Below are 14,692 nucleotides of genomic sequence, written 5' to 3' on the forward strand. Positions count from 1 at the left end.
ATGGCAGCAAACGTAATGCAAACAAAAGACGCTATGTCCTCTCGTGAGGGCTTAGTATTTATTAATATTGAAGGTCAAACATATGAATTTGCAGAAATTCTTAAATTCAAAGCGGAAGTAGAATACAACAAAGTAGAAGTAAAACGTCTAAATGCTCGTATGGAAGGTTCTAAAATTGTAGGAGCAAAAGGTGTTGGTGAAATGACGATGTATTACCATCGCCCAGAGGTTCGAGCGATGGCTATGAACTATTTACGTTCAGGTAAATCACCAATGTTTGATGCAACAATTGTTAATGCGGATATTACTAGTGCAGCTGGTAAACAAACCGTCGATGTCCGAAATATCGTGCCAGATAAAACGCTATTAGCAATGCTTGATGCAGATAGTGCAGACACATTAAAAGACGAATTTTCATTCACATTTGATGATTTTGAAATCTTAAACCAATTTAGCGTTATCCAATAAGGAGGAAACTATAAATGAGTAACTTTAAAGCATTCATGAAAGAAAATGTAATGGCGGTAGAACCTATTGAGTTATCCCTACAACGTTTTGCTGAGCCTATTCAATTACGACCTGTTCCATCTGAAGAAGCAGATGTAATTAATGATAGATGTTTTAAAAATGTAGCTGGCAAAAGAGGACGCCAAGAACGAGTATTTGATCCAGTTGCATACAACCGTAGATTAAATGTAGCAGCTATCGTATACCCGGACCTTAATAATACAGAATTACAGCAATCTTATGGCGTAAAAGGTGCAGAGGCGTTATATGGAAGAATGTTTCTGGCAGGTGAAACATCGCTGATTTCTGAAAAAGTATCCGAAATTAGCGGAAGTGATATTACTCTCGAAGATGAAGTGGAAGAAGTAAAAAACTAATACAAGGCAGTGACGATGAGCGTGACGGACTAGCATTTTATGCACATGTTGCGCTCCATCGATTCAATATACTGCCAAACTCATTTTTAAGTATGGATCGTAAAGAGCGCGCATTCATTATCGCAAGTTTGGATATAGAGCTTGAAAAAGAGGCAGAGGCTTCGAAAAAGTAATAAGATAATTATAATTTTATAGAAGAGGCATGCCTTGTTGGGTATGTCTTTTTTAGCCCTAAAAATGAGGTGAGTGTTATGTCAGTGCGTACAACCATGACCTTGACCGATAGAATGACTGGTACTCTTCGTAAGATGATGAAAGCTATGAATAGTACAATCCGAACGATGGATCAAATGCATATATCATCCAACAGAGCAGGGGATATGCGTAGCCTGCAACGTGCAACGGTCGTTATTCAAAGTGCTAGTGTAGCTTTTGATAGATTAAGTGCTAGTGCAAGACTTGCATTTCAAAATGTTGGTGATGTAGGTGATATTTTTAGTGGGACTTCTGGAGGGATATCAGCCGCCACAAATGGAGTGGGTAAGTTTTTTAGTAAATTTGTAGGTTTTGCTTCTAATATTTTATCGGTAAAGAATTTAACTGAGGGTTTTAAAAAGTTAGCAAGCGCTTCTGATTCTTATAGTAATACTAATACGCGAATCGCTAATATTAATGACGGTTCGCAAACACAAGCGGAGTTGCAGGATAAGATTTATAGAGCTTCTCAACGTAGTTTAAGCTCTTATAATGATATGGCTACTAGTGTTGCTAAATTAAACGCTAGTGACACTTTTGGTAGCAATGATGAAGCTATCCGTTTCAGTGAGCTGATGAATAAATCTTTCGCTGCTTCAGGAGCTAGTAGTCAAGAAAAGGCTGACAGTATGAAACAAATAACGCAAGCAATGGCTTCTGGAGGATTGAAGGGTGATGAGTTTACATCTATCGCAGAAAAGGCTCCATTGCTTGCAGATGCAATTGCAGATTCGTTAGGAAAAAGTACAAGTGAACTAAAGCAAATGTCATCTGATGGGGAAATTACAGCGGATATTATTAAAAATGCATTATTTAATGCTGCTGACGAAATTGAAGATAAATTTAGTAAAACGCCGATAACATTTTCAGACGCTATGACCGTATTTAAAAACTATGCGCAAAACGCATTTGAACCTATATTTAAACGATTCAGCGAATTTGTTAATTCGGATGCATTTGGAGTTTTAGCAGGTCATGCAATGATGTTTATTAATCTATTTGTAGCTGGATTATCACTTGTTTTTGATGCTCTTGAGGTGATGTACAACACAATTGGTGCGGTAGGAACATTTATGTATGATAACGCTAATTGGGTCGTGCCCATACTCGTAATAATGGGTGTTGTTCTGGGGTCAATTGTAGCAATTTTGCTTACCAAATATGCTGTTTTAGGATTAATTAGGACAGCAACCCTTGCGTGGGCTGCAGCACTATGGATAGTAGATGCTGCTTATTTAGCAAGCCCTATTACGTGGGTCATAATTGGAATTATTGCAGTAATTGCTTTTGTTGTAACCGCAATGCTGATGTGGGCTGAACAAACTGCAGCTGTATTTGGCGCAATTGTTGGAGGCGTTTATTGGCTAGGTGCTGCTTTCTATAACGTTTTTATAGGTGTAATGAACTTTGTTATTACCGTTGTTGAATGGTTCGTTAATACATGGAATAAGGCTATATTCATTGTACAACTAGCATGGATTGCCTTAAATCTTATGGTTAGAACTGTATTAGATGCCATAGGAAATAATATAATTAGCGTAGCTGAATGGATTGCAAATACCTTCAACGCTTTAGTGTACGGTGTACAGATGGCATTTTATACGATGGGTACTATGGTGCTGAAAACGGTTGGTGGAATTGCAGATGGTATTTTTAATGTAATTAATAATGCATTAGGTGGAATATCTAATCTTATCAACGGTGCAATCGGTGGGGTAAATAAATTTATAGGTTTACTTAATGGTGTGCTGGATACCGATCTTTCCAAGATAGGTACAGTAGATTTAAAATTAAGTAGTGGTGCAACTAATTTTGGGGATACTCTTCAAAATCTTATTAAAGCACCTACAAAGGCAGCCAATATTACTCTAGAAAGAAAGAACACCGCTGGTGAATATATGAATAGTGTGACTATGCCGACTGCACCAACTAATAGACAATTTGAACGTTTAGACTACAAAGACTTAGGTACTGCATACGATAAAGGTAATGAAATAGGAAAATCTCTTTCACTTGCAGGTAGTGAAAAATTAGGTGTTATGGCCGATAAGTTAAAAGGGCTAGCGGGATCAATGAATAAAGATGATGATAATTCTAATTCATTTCCATCTAGTTTGACAGATGATGTTGTAAAATCAGCACCTTCAGAATCAGGTCTTGGAAAAATAAATGCACCTTCACAATCAGGTCTTGGAAAAAATGCTGATGATAATCAAAAACTTAACGGTGGAAATATAGATAAAGTTGGGAAGATTGATGACAAAATCGATCTTGCAGACGAATATCTCGAATTATTTAAAGATATTGCGGAAGGTAAAGCGATTAACAACATTGTTTCGCTAACACCAAATTTACAGGTCCACAATAATTTTGAAGATACAACCGGTAGTGCAATGGAAAAAATGCTTAATAAATTCGGTGATTTATCCAATGCGAGTGGCAATATTGCTAAAATAAATGACTATGTATCACAAGCTTTGAATGTTCCAGTTAGGGATGACGTTGAAGTATCAAATGAAGTACGAGAAAAAGTTTCAGCGTCATCTATAGCAAATAACAGTAAAGGTGTAGTGCAACATATTCAAAGTGAACCGAAGTTTTATTTTACTGGCGATATTCGTGAAAAAGTGGATGTTCATGAAGTCGTAAAGTTTATTACACAAGGTTTGAAAGATGAGCAGAATCGTTCGGTAGAGGGGGTATATGGATGATAGGAATCTATCTTAGTGCTAACAATGATAAAGAAGGATTTCGTATTCCCGTTAATCCACCAGAATTATCATTTAAACAGGATGCTGACGGAGAAGAGTTTTCCGTCGCTAAGATAGGTGCTGTGAAAGTACCTAAACCTATGAAATTACCAGAGTTCTCGTTCTCCTCATATTTTCCGTCGCAGGATACACATTACGCGGAAACACAATTTGTAGAGCCTAAAAAGTATATTGACCAAATAAAAAAGTGGATGGCCGAAGAAACGGTTATCCGCTTTGTTTATGTAGGTGGTTCATTTTCTGTTAATGACCTGTTTACTATTGAGAGTTTTGAAGTAAAAGATCAATTTGGTACGTCCGACGTGGATTATACCATCTCTTTTAAAAAGTATGTGCCGTTTGGATTCAAAAAGATGGAACTTGTTAAAAAGAGTACTACACCAACTGTCTCTGCCAAGAAAAAGGCAGTGAAGCAAGTAGTGAAAAAGGAAACTCCAAGAGAAAATACAAAGCAAATACCACAGACGTATAGTTTAGTAAAAGGAGATTCACTTTGGAAGATAGCACAAAAGTATACCGGAAACGGAGCAAATTATAAAGCATTGCAATCCTTGAACGGGATTAAAGATAGTGAATTAAGGAAGTTGCCAATTGGGTTGAAAGTAAAAATTCCACCTGAATGGACGGCTAAGAAATGAGGTGGTAGGTATAGAAGTATTAGTTGATAATCGAGATGGGAATATTTACGAAGTGCCTGTCACTTCACTTAGCTGGAAGACTGAAAAAACAGGGAAAGCATCGGAGCTTAATGTTAATTTGTTAAATCCTAATCCACTTGAAAATAAAATTGTATCTGGTGCAATAGTAAGAGTAATTGATGGAAAACATAAAGTTTTTTATGGCTATTCATTTAAGGCGGGTTTTGGTAAGGATAGCGATTTTAAAATTATTGCTTACGATCAACTCAAGTATTTAATGTATGAAGATACTTTTGTTATTCCATCGATGTTAGCAGAAAAAGCCATTGAGCGTATTTGCAGTATAGCAAATCTTCAATTAAGTTCTGTAGCGAAAACAGGCTTTACAACGCCTGGAATGGTTGAAGAAGATAAGAAAGCATTAGATGTCATTATGAAATGCATTGATTCGGCTATTGTGGCTACAAATCAAAGCTTTGTTTTTATGGATGAGTTTGGCTCGCTAGGATTGCATAATATTAATGATTTAGTTATACCCCCTACAGACTTTTATATAGGGGAAGAAAGTCTTTTGTACGACTATGATTATTCGGTATCCATTGAGGATTCTTACAATCGAGTAAAACTGGTGTTAGATGATAAAGAGACATCAAAACGTAGAGTATTTATTGCGCAGGATAGTAGCAATATCGCTAAATGGGGACAGTTGCAGTATTACAAAAAGGTAGACGAAAATATGACGCCTTCCCAGATTGAAAGTCTGCTGAATGTATTGCTTACGGTCCATAATACAGAAAAAAAAGAACTGTCATTAAAATGTTTGGGTGATTGGCGAGTGCGCGCAGGAAAGATGGTATTTATCTATATAGAGAAATTAAAAATTAAGCAGTTATTTTTGGTGGAAGCATGCACACATGATTGGTCAGCTAAAGTTCATACAATGAGCTTAGAATTGAAGGTGATTTCATGAGTTTACTAGAGTTAATCAAAACGACAGCAATGGCAGCCTTTAATGCTTCCAATCCAGTAAATATTGTATTGGGGACAGTTATCGGAGCGAAGCCAATAAGAATTGAAATACACTCGAAGCTTATTTTAACGGAGGAGTTTTTACTAGTTGCAGAGCATCTTACTCGACACGAAAGAATAGCGAGTATTCAGTACGAACATCCGAAAAGCTACACCAAAAATCAAATTGGCGATGACATTAAACAGACAAGTTCGAAACGACAAAATCAAGGTGAATCGACCGCGGTGCCATATGAAAAATATGAAATGAAATACTTAAAGCTCATCATAGAAGATGGTTTAAAAGAAGGCGATAAAGTAGTATTGCATAGAGTACAAGGTGGTCAAAAGTATTTTGTATCAGACAGATATAAGGAGGGTCATGACATATGGCACTACCAACAGAAGCAATAACAATTACCCCTGACATTGAAGTAATGGATGCTGTTGAATTACCTACTCGTACGTATCATTTAGATTTCAAACGAGGTTGCTGCAGTGGATTGATAGATGGTCAAAAAGCAATGGAGCAAGCGATATTTAAAGCATTGAATACAATTCGCTTTGAACATTTAGTTTATACAAATAATTACGGTTTTCAAAATATGATGGGATTTGATGAATTGTATGTACGTGGTGATTTAGGTAGGCGCATACAAGATGCCTTGCTGCAAGATGAACGTATTACATCATTAGAAAACTTTAGTCTCGAATTTACATCAAAAGATGATGTGTTAATAACATTTATCGCTCGAACAATTTATGGCGATGTAAGTCTGTTAAAGGAGGCGATTAGGATTGCTTGAGTACTTAGAGTCGCAATCATTTGATAGTATTTTAGCAGAACTACTCGATCGTGTGCCGGGTGACGTCGATAAACGTGAAGGTAGTGTAATATACGATGCACTTGCACCTACAGCATTAAAGTTAGCTGAAACATATTGGGATATGTCCGTATTATATCGTCGTACTTTTGCTGCTACAGCAGACGGAGATGATCTTGAAAAACGAGTGAACGAGCATGGAGTCGAACGTAAGAAGGCTGGAAGGGCTATTCGCCGCGCATTATTTACAGATGGTGAAGGTCAACCTCTTGATGTGTCTACAAATAGCCAATATCGATTAGAGGCAGTTATCTATAATGTAATAGAAAGATTAGAGACAGGGGTATATAAAGTAGAAGCACAAACAGCAGGTGCCGTAGGAAATAAGGATTATGGCGAGATGCTTCCTCTAGAAGCAAACAATAAGCTAGGTAAAGCTGTATTAGCTGATGTGCTTGTACCAGGTGAAGATGTTGAAACAGATGAGTCATTATATGTAAGGTTTGTAGACCATATCCGCGAAAAAGCATTTGGTGGTAATCGCGCAGACTATAAGAAAAAAATGAAGGCAATTCAAGGGGTTGGTGGTGTACGGTTACGTCGTGCTCCGTTTGGTGGAGGAACAGTAACCGCGATTATTATCGATTCTGATTTCAATGCACCGACACCTGAGTTTGTATCCTATGTTCAAGAGATTATCGATCCACTAGAATTTAAAGGTGATGGATATGGTTCAGCGCCGATCGGTCATGAAGTAACGGTGGAAGGTGTAGGGAAAAACACTATTGAAGTTGAAAGTGAACTCATTTTGAATGGTGCAACGATTGGTCAAATTGAAGCACAAGTGAGTGAAACGTTAGAAACTTATTTTGCTGAATTACGTGCCAATTGGTTTAAAGATTTAGATATCAATGTTCGTATTACTCATATCGAATCTCGACTATTAGAGATTGAAGGCATTGAGGACGTTGCTTCAACGATGTTGAATGGCTTAAGTAATAATATTAACTTAGTTGAAGAAATTCCAGTACTTTCCAAAGTAACACTGAAGGAAGTGAGTATATGACCAATGCTTTTTTAGAGGAGTTACCATTCTATTATCAAAATATAAAAGAGTTTCGTGAGTTGTCCAATACAGTTACGCTTAACTGGGATAAACTTGACGAAGCTCTTTTTGGTGTAGATAACGATCAATTTATTTTAACCTCAAGCGAGACAGCTATTGCCATTAGAGAAAAGGATTTTGGTATTCGTGCAGATTCGAAGAACGAGACATTGAAATTCCGAAAACTACGATTACTAGCTCGAATGCAGGAAAGCGCACCATATGTCTTAGAGTATTTAACAAAGGCATTGTCCGGATTAATCGGAGAAAATAACCACCAGATTTTATTAGATGTTAATCAATTTGAAATGGAAGTAGCAATAGAAGTTGAACAAACGGATTATTATAACGAAGTAGTACGGTTGGTAGAACGAATCGTACCGTTAAATATTGATTTAATGACAACTATTTTGGCATTAAAGGAATGCCTTATTATTGTAGGCAGCACTTATGCATGGCAAATCAATCATAAAATATGTGGCCGTTTTAAAACAGCCAAAACACATGGTGCTTTAGGAAAAGAAGTTTTAACAGTTTCAAATGAGATTTACAGTTTCATTACAAATAACCGTATTAGTGGTCGATTTAGAGCAGGAGGTGTGAGGAATTGAACGAAATACAACCATTAATGATAGATTTAACTCAACAATTTTTAAGTAATCTTACAGTTAGCGCAAAGGTTACTATTGATGGGGTTGTTTATGACAAAGAAATCTATCACACTAGCACGAAGGTTGGGCTAAGAAAGTATGTGAAGTTATCGACGGAACAAGGCTTGGTAACACGTGCTGCTTTAGTCGATAGTTATGGACGTGAATTGTATGTGAAAACAATGAACTATCAGAAAGGCTCACAGGGGTATGTTATCGCATTTCCTCTGCAACTTGAAGCGAAGGAAGTGAAAGTAAATGAGTAACTATATGAATGGTGAAATATCGCTGAATTTTAAGAAAAACCCTTATGAGCGTACTGAATGGTACGATGACGTAACAGATCCGGTGACTGGCGAGGTTATCGAGGATGGTACACCTTATATGTCTGAGTATGCCAACAATTTCGAATGGGGGATTTATAACGCCTATCGTTTTTTGATTGAGATGTATCGACAATTAGAACGTATGCGTATTCAAATGGAACTAGATGGCCGTGTGCCAGGTAACAGCGGAACGTTTGCCGATACTCTCGATGGCAGCACAAATAAAATCAAGTTAGATACAGCCATGACTGATATTATCGAGGCAGTCATCATAGGAACAACTACTTTAAAAGTGGCTAGTGTTGATGGGTTTACACCATTTACGCAAGTCACTATTTTTGATGATGTAGCAAGTGAGGACGTTCTAATTACAGCAGTAGGGGCAGATACAATTACTGTTTCAGCTCTTACAAATGCATACAAAAAAGGCGCGAAAGTGGCGCGAAGTAATGTGCAAATTGATATGGTTAACGCTGAAATGGGCGTCGGTGATTGGCAGACATACAACGTTAAATTAGTGGAGGTGGTTTAAGGATGGTTCAATATTATTACGACAAGTTTACGTCGATAGGCACGGACTATTGGACACTAGCCCCGTTTACGTTTCTTCAAAACTATACTGGAAATTTTAACGGGCACAAGTCTTTTACGTTCGATAGTAAACTGAATAAAGTTACATTATCAGCGGAAACGTGGGGCTTATATGAAGCCGTTCCTACAGGTTCAGTACGCTATAAATATTCCGCTAATAGCGAGTATTTATATAAAGATGTAGCTACATCAAACGGCAATTTCGATAACGTAGATTACAGAACAGAATTTGCGGTACTTGCTAACAATACAAAGACTATAACCTACTCAAAAGGCGCCCTGGTACAAAGCGCTATTCCAGTAGAGGAAGGCACGTATCCGGCAAACGGACGTCATACCGATGGATATTGGTACGTGAGAGGCGCGGTAGTTGGGCCATTGCCGCCAGGTACGGTTATCAATCAGCCGTACCTGCTAGGAAACAACGGCAACGGCGGGCGTAAGTTAGTGCGATTAGATAACGGGTGGTTAGTCGCCGCGGTTATTAATACAACGCCTACCGAGTGGCGTTTATACGTGTCGAAAAACGACGGGCAAAATTGGGAACTGTTAGGCTATCGTGGCGCCACAAGTTTAGTAGACGTGGCACTCGTATCGAAGGGTACCATGCTGTATGTGATAGCAAGTGTTAGTGGTACTGCGGTAGCCTCTTATACGGTAGACGCAACGCGCGCTAACGGCGGGGATTTAGTCGCCGTACCTGGGTATATAGGTAACTGGGTCACAACGGGACTAACAGCCGTACACACGGTTTCCGCAGCTATCGACCCAAATAATGGTCATTTACATGTAGCATGGGCAGCGAGAAGTTCGTCAAATGCCAACTCATTTAACATTCAATACGCAAAGAGTACCGACGGGGGGGCTGTATGGCAGAACCGGGTACAACTTACACAAAATAACGTCGGGGGTATAGAAGTTTTAAACCCTTCTATAGTGGTACGTAATGGGCGACCCGTGGTGCTAGCGCGGTACGCACAAGCGGGTAACAACTATATTTTTTCTATGTATCAAGATGTCACGGACACATGGAAAACCGTCAATGTTGTAAACCCAGGGGCTACGGAAGCGCTCTCCCCAACGGCGGCACTAGGTCCCGACGGCACCCTACATGTAGCCTATGTCCAGGGGACAACCTACCTTATGTACCATTTTTCAAAAGATGGCGGGGCTACATGGTCGCCGTGGACAAACATATTACCCACAGCGGCGTTCCCGCCGCAACAGACGCCGTCTATAACGGTAGACAAGAGCAATACCGTGTTTGTCGCATGGTCGCAACGTGTAGCAGGTTCCTACATGGATTTACACATAAAACGGGCAACCGAAGGGGGTGCCGTTTGGCGTGACGTGTTAACGGCAACTACGTCCGAGGTCCACTTGCAAACGCCTAGCCTGTTATATGACCCGGCATTAAGTCTCGTTTTTGGTAACAACGGCGGACGCCCGCCTGTACTGTTTTCCACGGCTGGGAGGTCCGTTAATTACCTGGGGGATATTGCTAAAAATAGCAGCCCGACGATAGCGTTAATATCGCCTATCAACAACCAAACGTTATACGAAAACGATACAATCAATATTTCGGGCGATGCGTACGACACGGACAAAGACCAGGCTGTTACGGCGTACTATCAAATTAACAACGAAGCACGCAAAATATTGGCAACAAACCTAAGCCAAACGCAAATCTCATTATCTAAACAGCTAACTTTCAAAGGAAGCAAGCTATACGATGGTGATACAACACTCACAAGCACACTTGCTGAAGGGGTAGCACACACATTAAAAGTATGGGCTGAGGACAGCGAAAAAGCGTTATCTGCCATTGTTGAACGTTCTTTTTATGTAGTACCTAACCGAGCCCCTTTGCTATCTTTAGATGCTGTTGTACCTTCTGGAGTAGTCGATGCGGACAAGTTTAAAATTAGCGGTACAGCTTCTGACCAGGATGCTAATTCAACAGTAAAAGTAACTCGTCGTATTAATTCAGGAAATGCTGTTGAAATCTACAATGGTTCGGGTGGAGCATGGGAATTTGAAGTAACCCTTTCACAACTTGTAGTTGGTCAAAATACGATTATTATTGAGGTCGTGGATAACTACGGGGCAAAGACTAGCAAGACGGTAACACTAAATAAAAAAGAAGTGAAAACACCTATTCTGCAATCTGTTGCTCGTTATAAAATCGAGCCACCGAAGGGATCTGCGAAGGGTGTTTTATTATTTATACAACGTGATGAGGAACTGGATATTAGGGTTGAGTTATCCATGACTTTAAATGGTGAACAGGAACAATTTGAAACGTTGACACCTGCTAACACAGCGCCAGTTCAACAAGGTTTAGTGGAGGATACCTTTGAATACGAGGGCTTAGAAGCAAAGCAAAATATCATCCTAAAAATAACACCATCACGTAATGACCTATCATTTAATCACAAAATACATTTAATTTCTGGGGCGGTGGACTAATGGCATTTCAATATAAAGTACGTAACTCAGACGGTACATTAGGCGATAGGAAGAAATTCGGACTCGAAGAAACTCCAGAAGAAAAAACGGAACGATTAGAAGCTACTAATGCTCAATTAGCGTATGAATCAGTTATGAAGGATTTAAGAATAGAAGAATTAAATAGTAATCAAGCAGATTTAACATATCAACTGATGATGAAAGGGGTTCTGTGAAATGGATTGGTTAAAAATGATTAATGGCTTTTACCCTAAATACTGGACGAAGGAAATGGTTGGCGATGCTGTAGAGGCTGGAAAGATATCAGCAGAACAGTATAAAGAGATTACAGGCGATAAATATTCACCAGCGAAAACGCAAGCATAAGCTTAGCGTTATTTTTTATACTGTGAGAGTAAACGAGATAACAGTACTTGGTTCTGTTTCTCGATACATCTCATAGCTTTTTATTTTACTTGAATAGCAAAGGAATGTGATGGAATGGATGTAACTGCAGTAAATGAAATTGCTACAAGCCAAGCAGTTTGGGCAATAGCTTGTTTAATTATAGCGTTTGGAGCATTTCGCTATTTAATAAGCAAAAATGATAATTTGATGGACCGAGCGGAAGAACGGGAAAATAAATTAATGGATCACTTAGAACGGTCGAATGAATCACAGGAAAGAACAGCAATCGCACTCGAAGGCATGAATCGATCGTTGAATATATTGGAAGGTCGTGTCGATCGTATTGAAAAACATTCGCTGCAAAATAAAAACGATGAAAAGGATGATGAATAGTGGATTTAACAAACATTTTTATGATTGCAATCGTAATGGTGGCTATCGTACTAGCTGTAGCAGAAGTACTGAAAAAGACATTTAAAATTAATACACAATACATGCCAATCACATCGGTAGTGATTGGTATTTTTATTGGCTTAGTTTGTTGGCCGTTATCTGAGTATCCACCATATGCCATGCTAATGTCTGGCTTTGTTGCTGGTCTAACAGCCTCGGGAACATTTGATTTATTAAAGGCGGCTAAAAAAGAAGGACAGCAATAATGGCTTACACTTTAAAACAAAATTTATTACCATCAATTAAATATCCAATAAAAGCACCTTACATCATGACACCACAGTATATTACAGTACACAACACGGCAAATGATGCATCTGCAGCCAATGAAATTAAATACATGATAACTAACAATAATCAGGTATCCTATCACGTTGCCATTGATGATGTAGAAGCAATTCAAGCAATCCCGTTCAATCGTAACGGTTGGCATTGTGGAGATGGTCAAGGTAACGGTAACCGTAAATCAATTGGTATTGAAATTTGTTACAGCAAAAGTGGCGGACCTCGTTATACTGCTGCTGAGGAAAATGCAGTGCAGTATATAGCCTCGTTACTAAAACAATATGGATGGTGCATAGAACGTGTAAAAAAACATCAAGATTGGAACGGAAAATACTGTCCGCATCGAATTTTAAGTGAAAATCGTTGGATTAGCTTTTTAAAACGAATTGAAGAATCCATGAAGCCAACTACAATTATTCAACAAACGGAGGAACCAAAAGTGACTAACACATTAACGTCAACAGCTAAAGAGGATTTGAAAGGGTTGCTAAAAGAAACGTATCAAAAAGGAATTTTAAAGGTGGACCATAGCGAACGAATTGGTTCTATGACGGATGGCGAGGCTTTGGGTTTATTAATTTCAGTTGTAAAACGCACTTTGTAAACTATAAAACCAGGTTTTCACAAAATATGTGAACCTGGTCTTTTTTTATTTCTAAAATAAGAACTAATCTTCTGTGCTGAAACAAGTAAATGTAAGGTTCAGCTAGATTAAGTTTGAACCAACTGAAAAGCGCTTCAAACCCTTTAGTTTCAAGGGTTTGGAGCGTTTTTTCTTTTTGAGAATAAGCTAGAACACGATAGAAAAGAAACACAAAAAAGTACTACTAATTCGTTTTGTGACTGTTATTGAACTAAGCTTCAAAAAGGTTAAGTGTAACTATTCACATACAATTAGCCGAGCAGACTTCTGGGGAACCCTTAGTTCATTAATTTTTATTAATCAATCAATTCTTTTTTTATCATTTAAAAAGTGTTCGTAGAAAGGGCTGTTTACTGTGAAAGTTCATTTCTTTCAAAACATAACTACGTACGTGAATAACCAAAAGGCTAGAATGTAAGCGACCTGTACAAAACACGCAGTCACTTATATCGGTGGTCGATAATCATGTTTCAAAATAATATTTAATTAACACCGTGTAAATAACTTCACAATATATATATATGTAATGTATAATATAAATATCCTAGGTATACATGAAGTATTTTTGTAAAAGCTATTTTTTAAAAGTTTGAGAAGAATATATAATTTTGAAAAGGATGATTAAAATGGGACGTTTAACAGGTAAAGTAGCAATTATCACTGGTGCAGCACTAGGGATGGGAGCGTCGGAAGCTAAGCTATTCGCAAGTGAAGGAGCAAAAGTAGTCGCAACGGATATTAGAGATGATTTATTAAAAGAGGTAATTAGTGAAATTAAAGAAAACGGCGGAGATGCAATTGGATTAAAGCATAATGTTACATCTGAGGAAGAGTGGAAAAATGTTATTCAGGAAGCTATAAACCATTACGGTAAGGTAGATGTACTAGTCAATAATGCTGGAGTAGCGAGTCCAAAAACGATGACTCAAATGGAAATGGATGAATGGAATAAAGTAATGGATATTAATTTAAACGGCTGTGTACTTGGGATGAAATATGTAATTCCAGAGATGCAAAAAGCCGGTGGGGGTTCTTTAATTAATATTTCATCTATTGGTGGGATAGTGGGTATGGCAGGATCAAGTCCATATACAGCTGCAAAAGGGGCATTACGATCTTTATCTAAATCAGCTGCTGTAGAATATGGAAAAGATAAAATAAGAGTAAATTCCGTTCACCCTGGTATTATTGAGACACCTATGACTGCTGATTCCTTTAAGGACGCATTACCATTCTATCAAACGTTCACTCAGCTTCCTTATTTCGGAAACCCAGAAGATGTTGCTTACGGAGTACTATTCCTTGCATCTGATGAATCACGTTTCATGACCGGAGCGGAATTAGTTATTGATGGAGGTTGGACAGCCATTTAATATAAAGCTGGTGCCACATGTGCTAATAGA

The 14,692-nt window shown here is 38.3% G+C and carries 18 protein-coding genes; all 18 read left to right on the top strand.

The annotated features are described in order from the left end of the window. The 18 genes from ACIQXW_RS16335 to ACIQXW_RS16420 all read left to right on the top strand — a co-directional run bounded on the left by ACIQXW_RS16335 (position 1) and on the right by ACIQXW_RS16420 (position 14,662). Positions 1-468, top strand: coding sequence for a phage tail tube protein (locus ACIQXW_RS16335; RefSeq protein WP_108029912.1), 468 nt, complete (start codon positions 1-3; stop codon positions 466-468). 14 nt (positions 469-482) lie between these two features. Next, positions 483-884, top strand: a complete 402-nt coding sequence (locus ACIQXW_RS16340) for a phage tail assembly chaperone (RefSeq protein WP_402763860.1) — start codon at positions 483-485, stop codon at positions 882-884. 251 nt (positions 885-1,135) lie between these two features. Next, positions 1,136-3,850, top strand: a complete 2,715-nt coding sequence (locus tag ACIQXW_RS16345) for a tape measure protein (RefSeq protein ID WP_402763863.1) — start codon at positions 1,136-1,138, stop codon at positions 3,848-3,850. Continuing rightward, positions 3,847-4,548, top strand: coding sequence for a LysM peptidoglycan-binding domain-containing protein (locus tag ACIQXW_RS16350; RefSeq protein ID WP_402763866.1), 702 nt, complete (start codon positions 3,847-3,849; stop codon positions 4,546-4,548). The genes ACIQXW_RS16345 and ACIQXW_RS16350 overlap by 4 nt, the downstream gene beginning before the upstream one ends. Before the next feature lies 1 nt (position 4,549). Beyond that, the gene (locus ACIQXW_RS16355) at positions 4,550-5,518 is read left to right on the top strand and encodes an XkdQ/YqbQ family protein (RefSeq protein ID WP_402763869.1); all 969 of its coding nucleotides are present in this window, start codon (positions 4,550-4,552) and stop codon (positions 5,516-5,518) included. Beyond that, positions 5,515-5,970: a DUF2577 domain-containing protein gene (locus ACIQXW_RS16360; protein ID WP_402763871.1), complete on the top strand. Its 456-nt coding sequence runs from the start codon at positions 5,515-5,517 to the stop codon at positions 5,968-5,970. Before ACIQXW_RS16355 ends, ACIQXW_RS16360 begins: the two co-directional genes overlap by 4 nt. Further along, positions 5,946-6,362, top strand: coding sequence for a DUF2634 domain-containing protein (locus ACIQXW_RS16365; RefSeq protein WP_172772297.1), 417 nt, complete (start codon positions 5,946-5,948; stop codon positions 6,360-6,362). The genes ACIQXW_RS16360 and ACIQXW_RS16365 overlap by 25 nt, the downstream gene beginning before the upstream one ends. Continuing rightward, on the top strand, positions 6,355-7,446 hold the full coding sequence (locus ACIQXW_RS16370; protein WP_402763874.1) for a baseplate J/gp47 family protein: 1,092 nt from the start codon (positions 6,355-6,357) through the stop codon (positions 7,444-7,446). The genes ACIQXW_RS16365 and ACIQXW_RS16370 overlap by 8 nt, the downstream gene beginning before the upstream one ends. Then, the gene (locus ACIQXW_RS16375; protein WP_402763876.1) at positions 7,443-8,096 is read left to right on the top strand and encodes a putative phage tail protein; all 654 of its coding nucleotides are present in this window, start codon (positions 7,443-7,445) and stop codon (positions 8,094-8,096) included. Before ACIQXW_RS16370 ends, ACIQXW_RS16375 begins: the two co-directional genes overlap by 4 nt. Beyond that, on the top strand, positions 8,093-8,401 hold the full coding sequence (locus ACIQXW_RS16380; protein ID WP_402763879.1) for a hypothetical protein: 309 nt from the start codon (positions 8,093-8,095) through the stop codon (positions 8,399-8,401). Before ACIQXW_RS16375 ends, ACIQXW_RS16380 begins: the two co-directional genes overlap by 4 nt. After that, positions 8,394-8,993 carry a hypothetical protein gene (locus ACIQXW_RS16385; RefSeq protein WP_402763881.1) on the top strand — a complete coding sequence of 200 codons (600 nt, stop codon included), beginning with the start codon at positions 8,394-8,396 and terminating at the stop codon, positions 8,991-8,993. The genes ACIQXW_RS16380 and ACIQXW_RS16385 overlap by 8 nt, the downstream gene beginning before the upstream one ends. Positions 8,994-9,658: 665 nt before the next feature. Continuing rightward, positions 9,659-11,521, top strand: coding sequence for an exo-alpha-sialidase (locus ACIQXW_RS16390; protein WP_402763884.1), 1,863 nt, complete (start codon positions 9,659-9,661; stop codon positions 11,519-11,521). After that, on the top strand, positions 11,521-11,736 hold the full coding sequence (locus ACIQXW_RS16395) for a hypothetical protein (protein ID WP_402763887.1): 216 nt from the start codon (positions 11,521-11,523) through the stop codon (positions 11,734-11,736). The genes ACIQXW_RS16390 and ACIQXW_RS16395 overlap by 1 nt, the downstream gene beginning before the upstream one ends. A 1-nt stretch (position 11,737) precedes the next feature. Next, positions 11,738-11,887, top strand: coding sequence for an XkdX family protein (locus tag ACIQXW_RS16400; RefSeq protein WP_402763890.1), 150 nt, complete (start codon positions 11,738-11,740; stop codon positions 11,885-11,887). Between the two features lie 114 nt (positions 11,888-12,001). Next, positions 12,002-12,301 (top strand): hypothetical protein, encoded by a 300-nt coding sequence (locus ACIQXW_RS16405; RefSeq protein ID WP_337980664.1) that lies wholly within the window; start codon positions 12,002-12,004, stop codon positions 12,299-12,301. Further along, complete coding sequence (locus ACIQXW_RS16410) at positions 12,301-12,567, top strand: holin (RefSeq protein ID WP_402763893.1); 267 nt, start codon at positions 12,301-12,303, stop codon at positions 12,565-12,567. Before ACIQXW_RS16405 ends, ACIQXW_RS16410 begins: the two co-directional genes overlap by 1 nt. Then, a complete protein-coding gene (locus tag ACIQXW_RS16415; protein ID WP_402763896.1) occupies positions 12,567-13,250 on the top strand; it encodes a peptidoglycan recognition protein family protein in 684 nt (227 codons plus the stop codon). The genes ACIQXW_RS16410 and ACIQXW_RS16415 overlap by 1 nt, the downstream gene beginning before the upstream one ends. 665 nt (positions 13,251-13,915) lie before the next feature. Beyond that, positions 13,916-14,662: an SDR family NAD(P)-dependent oxidoreductase gene (locus tag ACIQXW_RS16420; protein ID WP_401022213.1), complete on the top strand. Its 747-nt coding sequence runs from the start codon at positions 13,916-13,918 to the stop codon at positions 14,660-14,662. Positions 14,663-14,692: the final 30 nt, after the last annotated feature.

The organism is Lysinibacillus sp. NPDC097162, from assembly GCF_044762185.1.
Taxonomy (GTDB): Bacteria; Bacillota; Bacilli; order Bacillales_A; family Planococcaceae; genus Lysinibacillus.

Excerpts from the sequence above, each read along its gene's own strand:
- ACIQXW_RS16345 (WP_402763863.1), top strand. The coding sequence starts at position 1,136 with ATGTCAGTGCGTACAACCATGACCTTGACCGATAGAATGACTGGTACT.
- ACIQXW_RS16405 (WP_337980664.1), top strand. The coding sequence starts at position 12,002 with ATGGATGTAACTGCAGTAAATGAAATTGCTACAAGCCAAGCAGTTTGG.
- ACIQXW_RS16420 (WP_401022213.1), top strand. The coding sequence starts at position 13,916 with ATGGGACGTTTAACAGGTAAAGTAGCAATTATCACTGGTGCAGCACTA.
- ACIQXW_RS16375 (WP_402763876.1), top strand. The coding sequence starts at position 7,443 with ATGACCAATGCTTTTTTAGAGGAGTTACCATTCTATTATCAAAATATA.
- ACIQXW_RS16415 (WP_402763896.1), top strand. The coding sequence starts at position 12,567 with ATGGCTTACACTTTAAAACAAAATTTATTACCATCAATTAAATATCCA.
- ACIQXW_RS16365 (WP_172772297.1), top strand. The coding sequence starts at position 5,946 with ATGGCACTACCAACAGAAGCAATAACAATTACCCCTGACATTGAAGTA.
- ACIQXW_RS16360 (WP_402763871.1), top strand. The coding sequence starts at position 5,515 with ATGAGTTTACTAGAGTTAATCAAAACGACAGCAATGGCAGCCTTTAAT.
- ACIQXW_RS16390 (WP_402763884.1), top strand. The coding sequence starts at position 9,659 with ATGCTGTATGTGATAGCAAGTGTTAGTGGTACTGCGGTAGCCTCTTAT.
- ACIQXW_RS16350 (WP_402763866.1), top strand. The coding sequence starts at position 3,847 with ATGATAGGAATCTATCTTAGTGCTAACAATGATAAAGAAGGATTTCGT.
- ACIQXW_RS16335 (WP_108029912.1), top strand. The coding sequence starts at position 1 with ATGGCAGCAAACGTAATGCAAACAAAAGACGCTATGTCCTCTCGTGAG.
- ACIQXW_RS16395 (WP_402763887.1), top strand. The coding sequence starts at position 11,521 with ATGGCATTTCAATATAAAGTACGTAACTCAGACGGTACATTAGGCGAT.
- ACIQXW_RS16400 (WP_402763890.1), top strand. The coding sequence starts at position 11,738 with ATGGATTGGTTAAAAATGATTAATGGCTTTTACCCTAAATACTGGACG.
- ACIQXW_RS16340 (WP_402763860.1), top strand. The coding sequence starts at position 483 with ATGAGTAACTTTAAAGCATTCATGAAAGAAAATGTAATGGCGGTAGAA.
- ACIQXW_RS16385 (WP_402763881.1), top strand. The coding sequence starts at position 8,394 with ATGAGTAACTATATGAATGGTGAAATATCGCTGAATTTTAAGAAAAAC.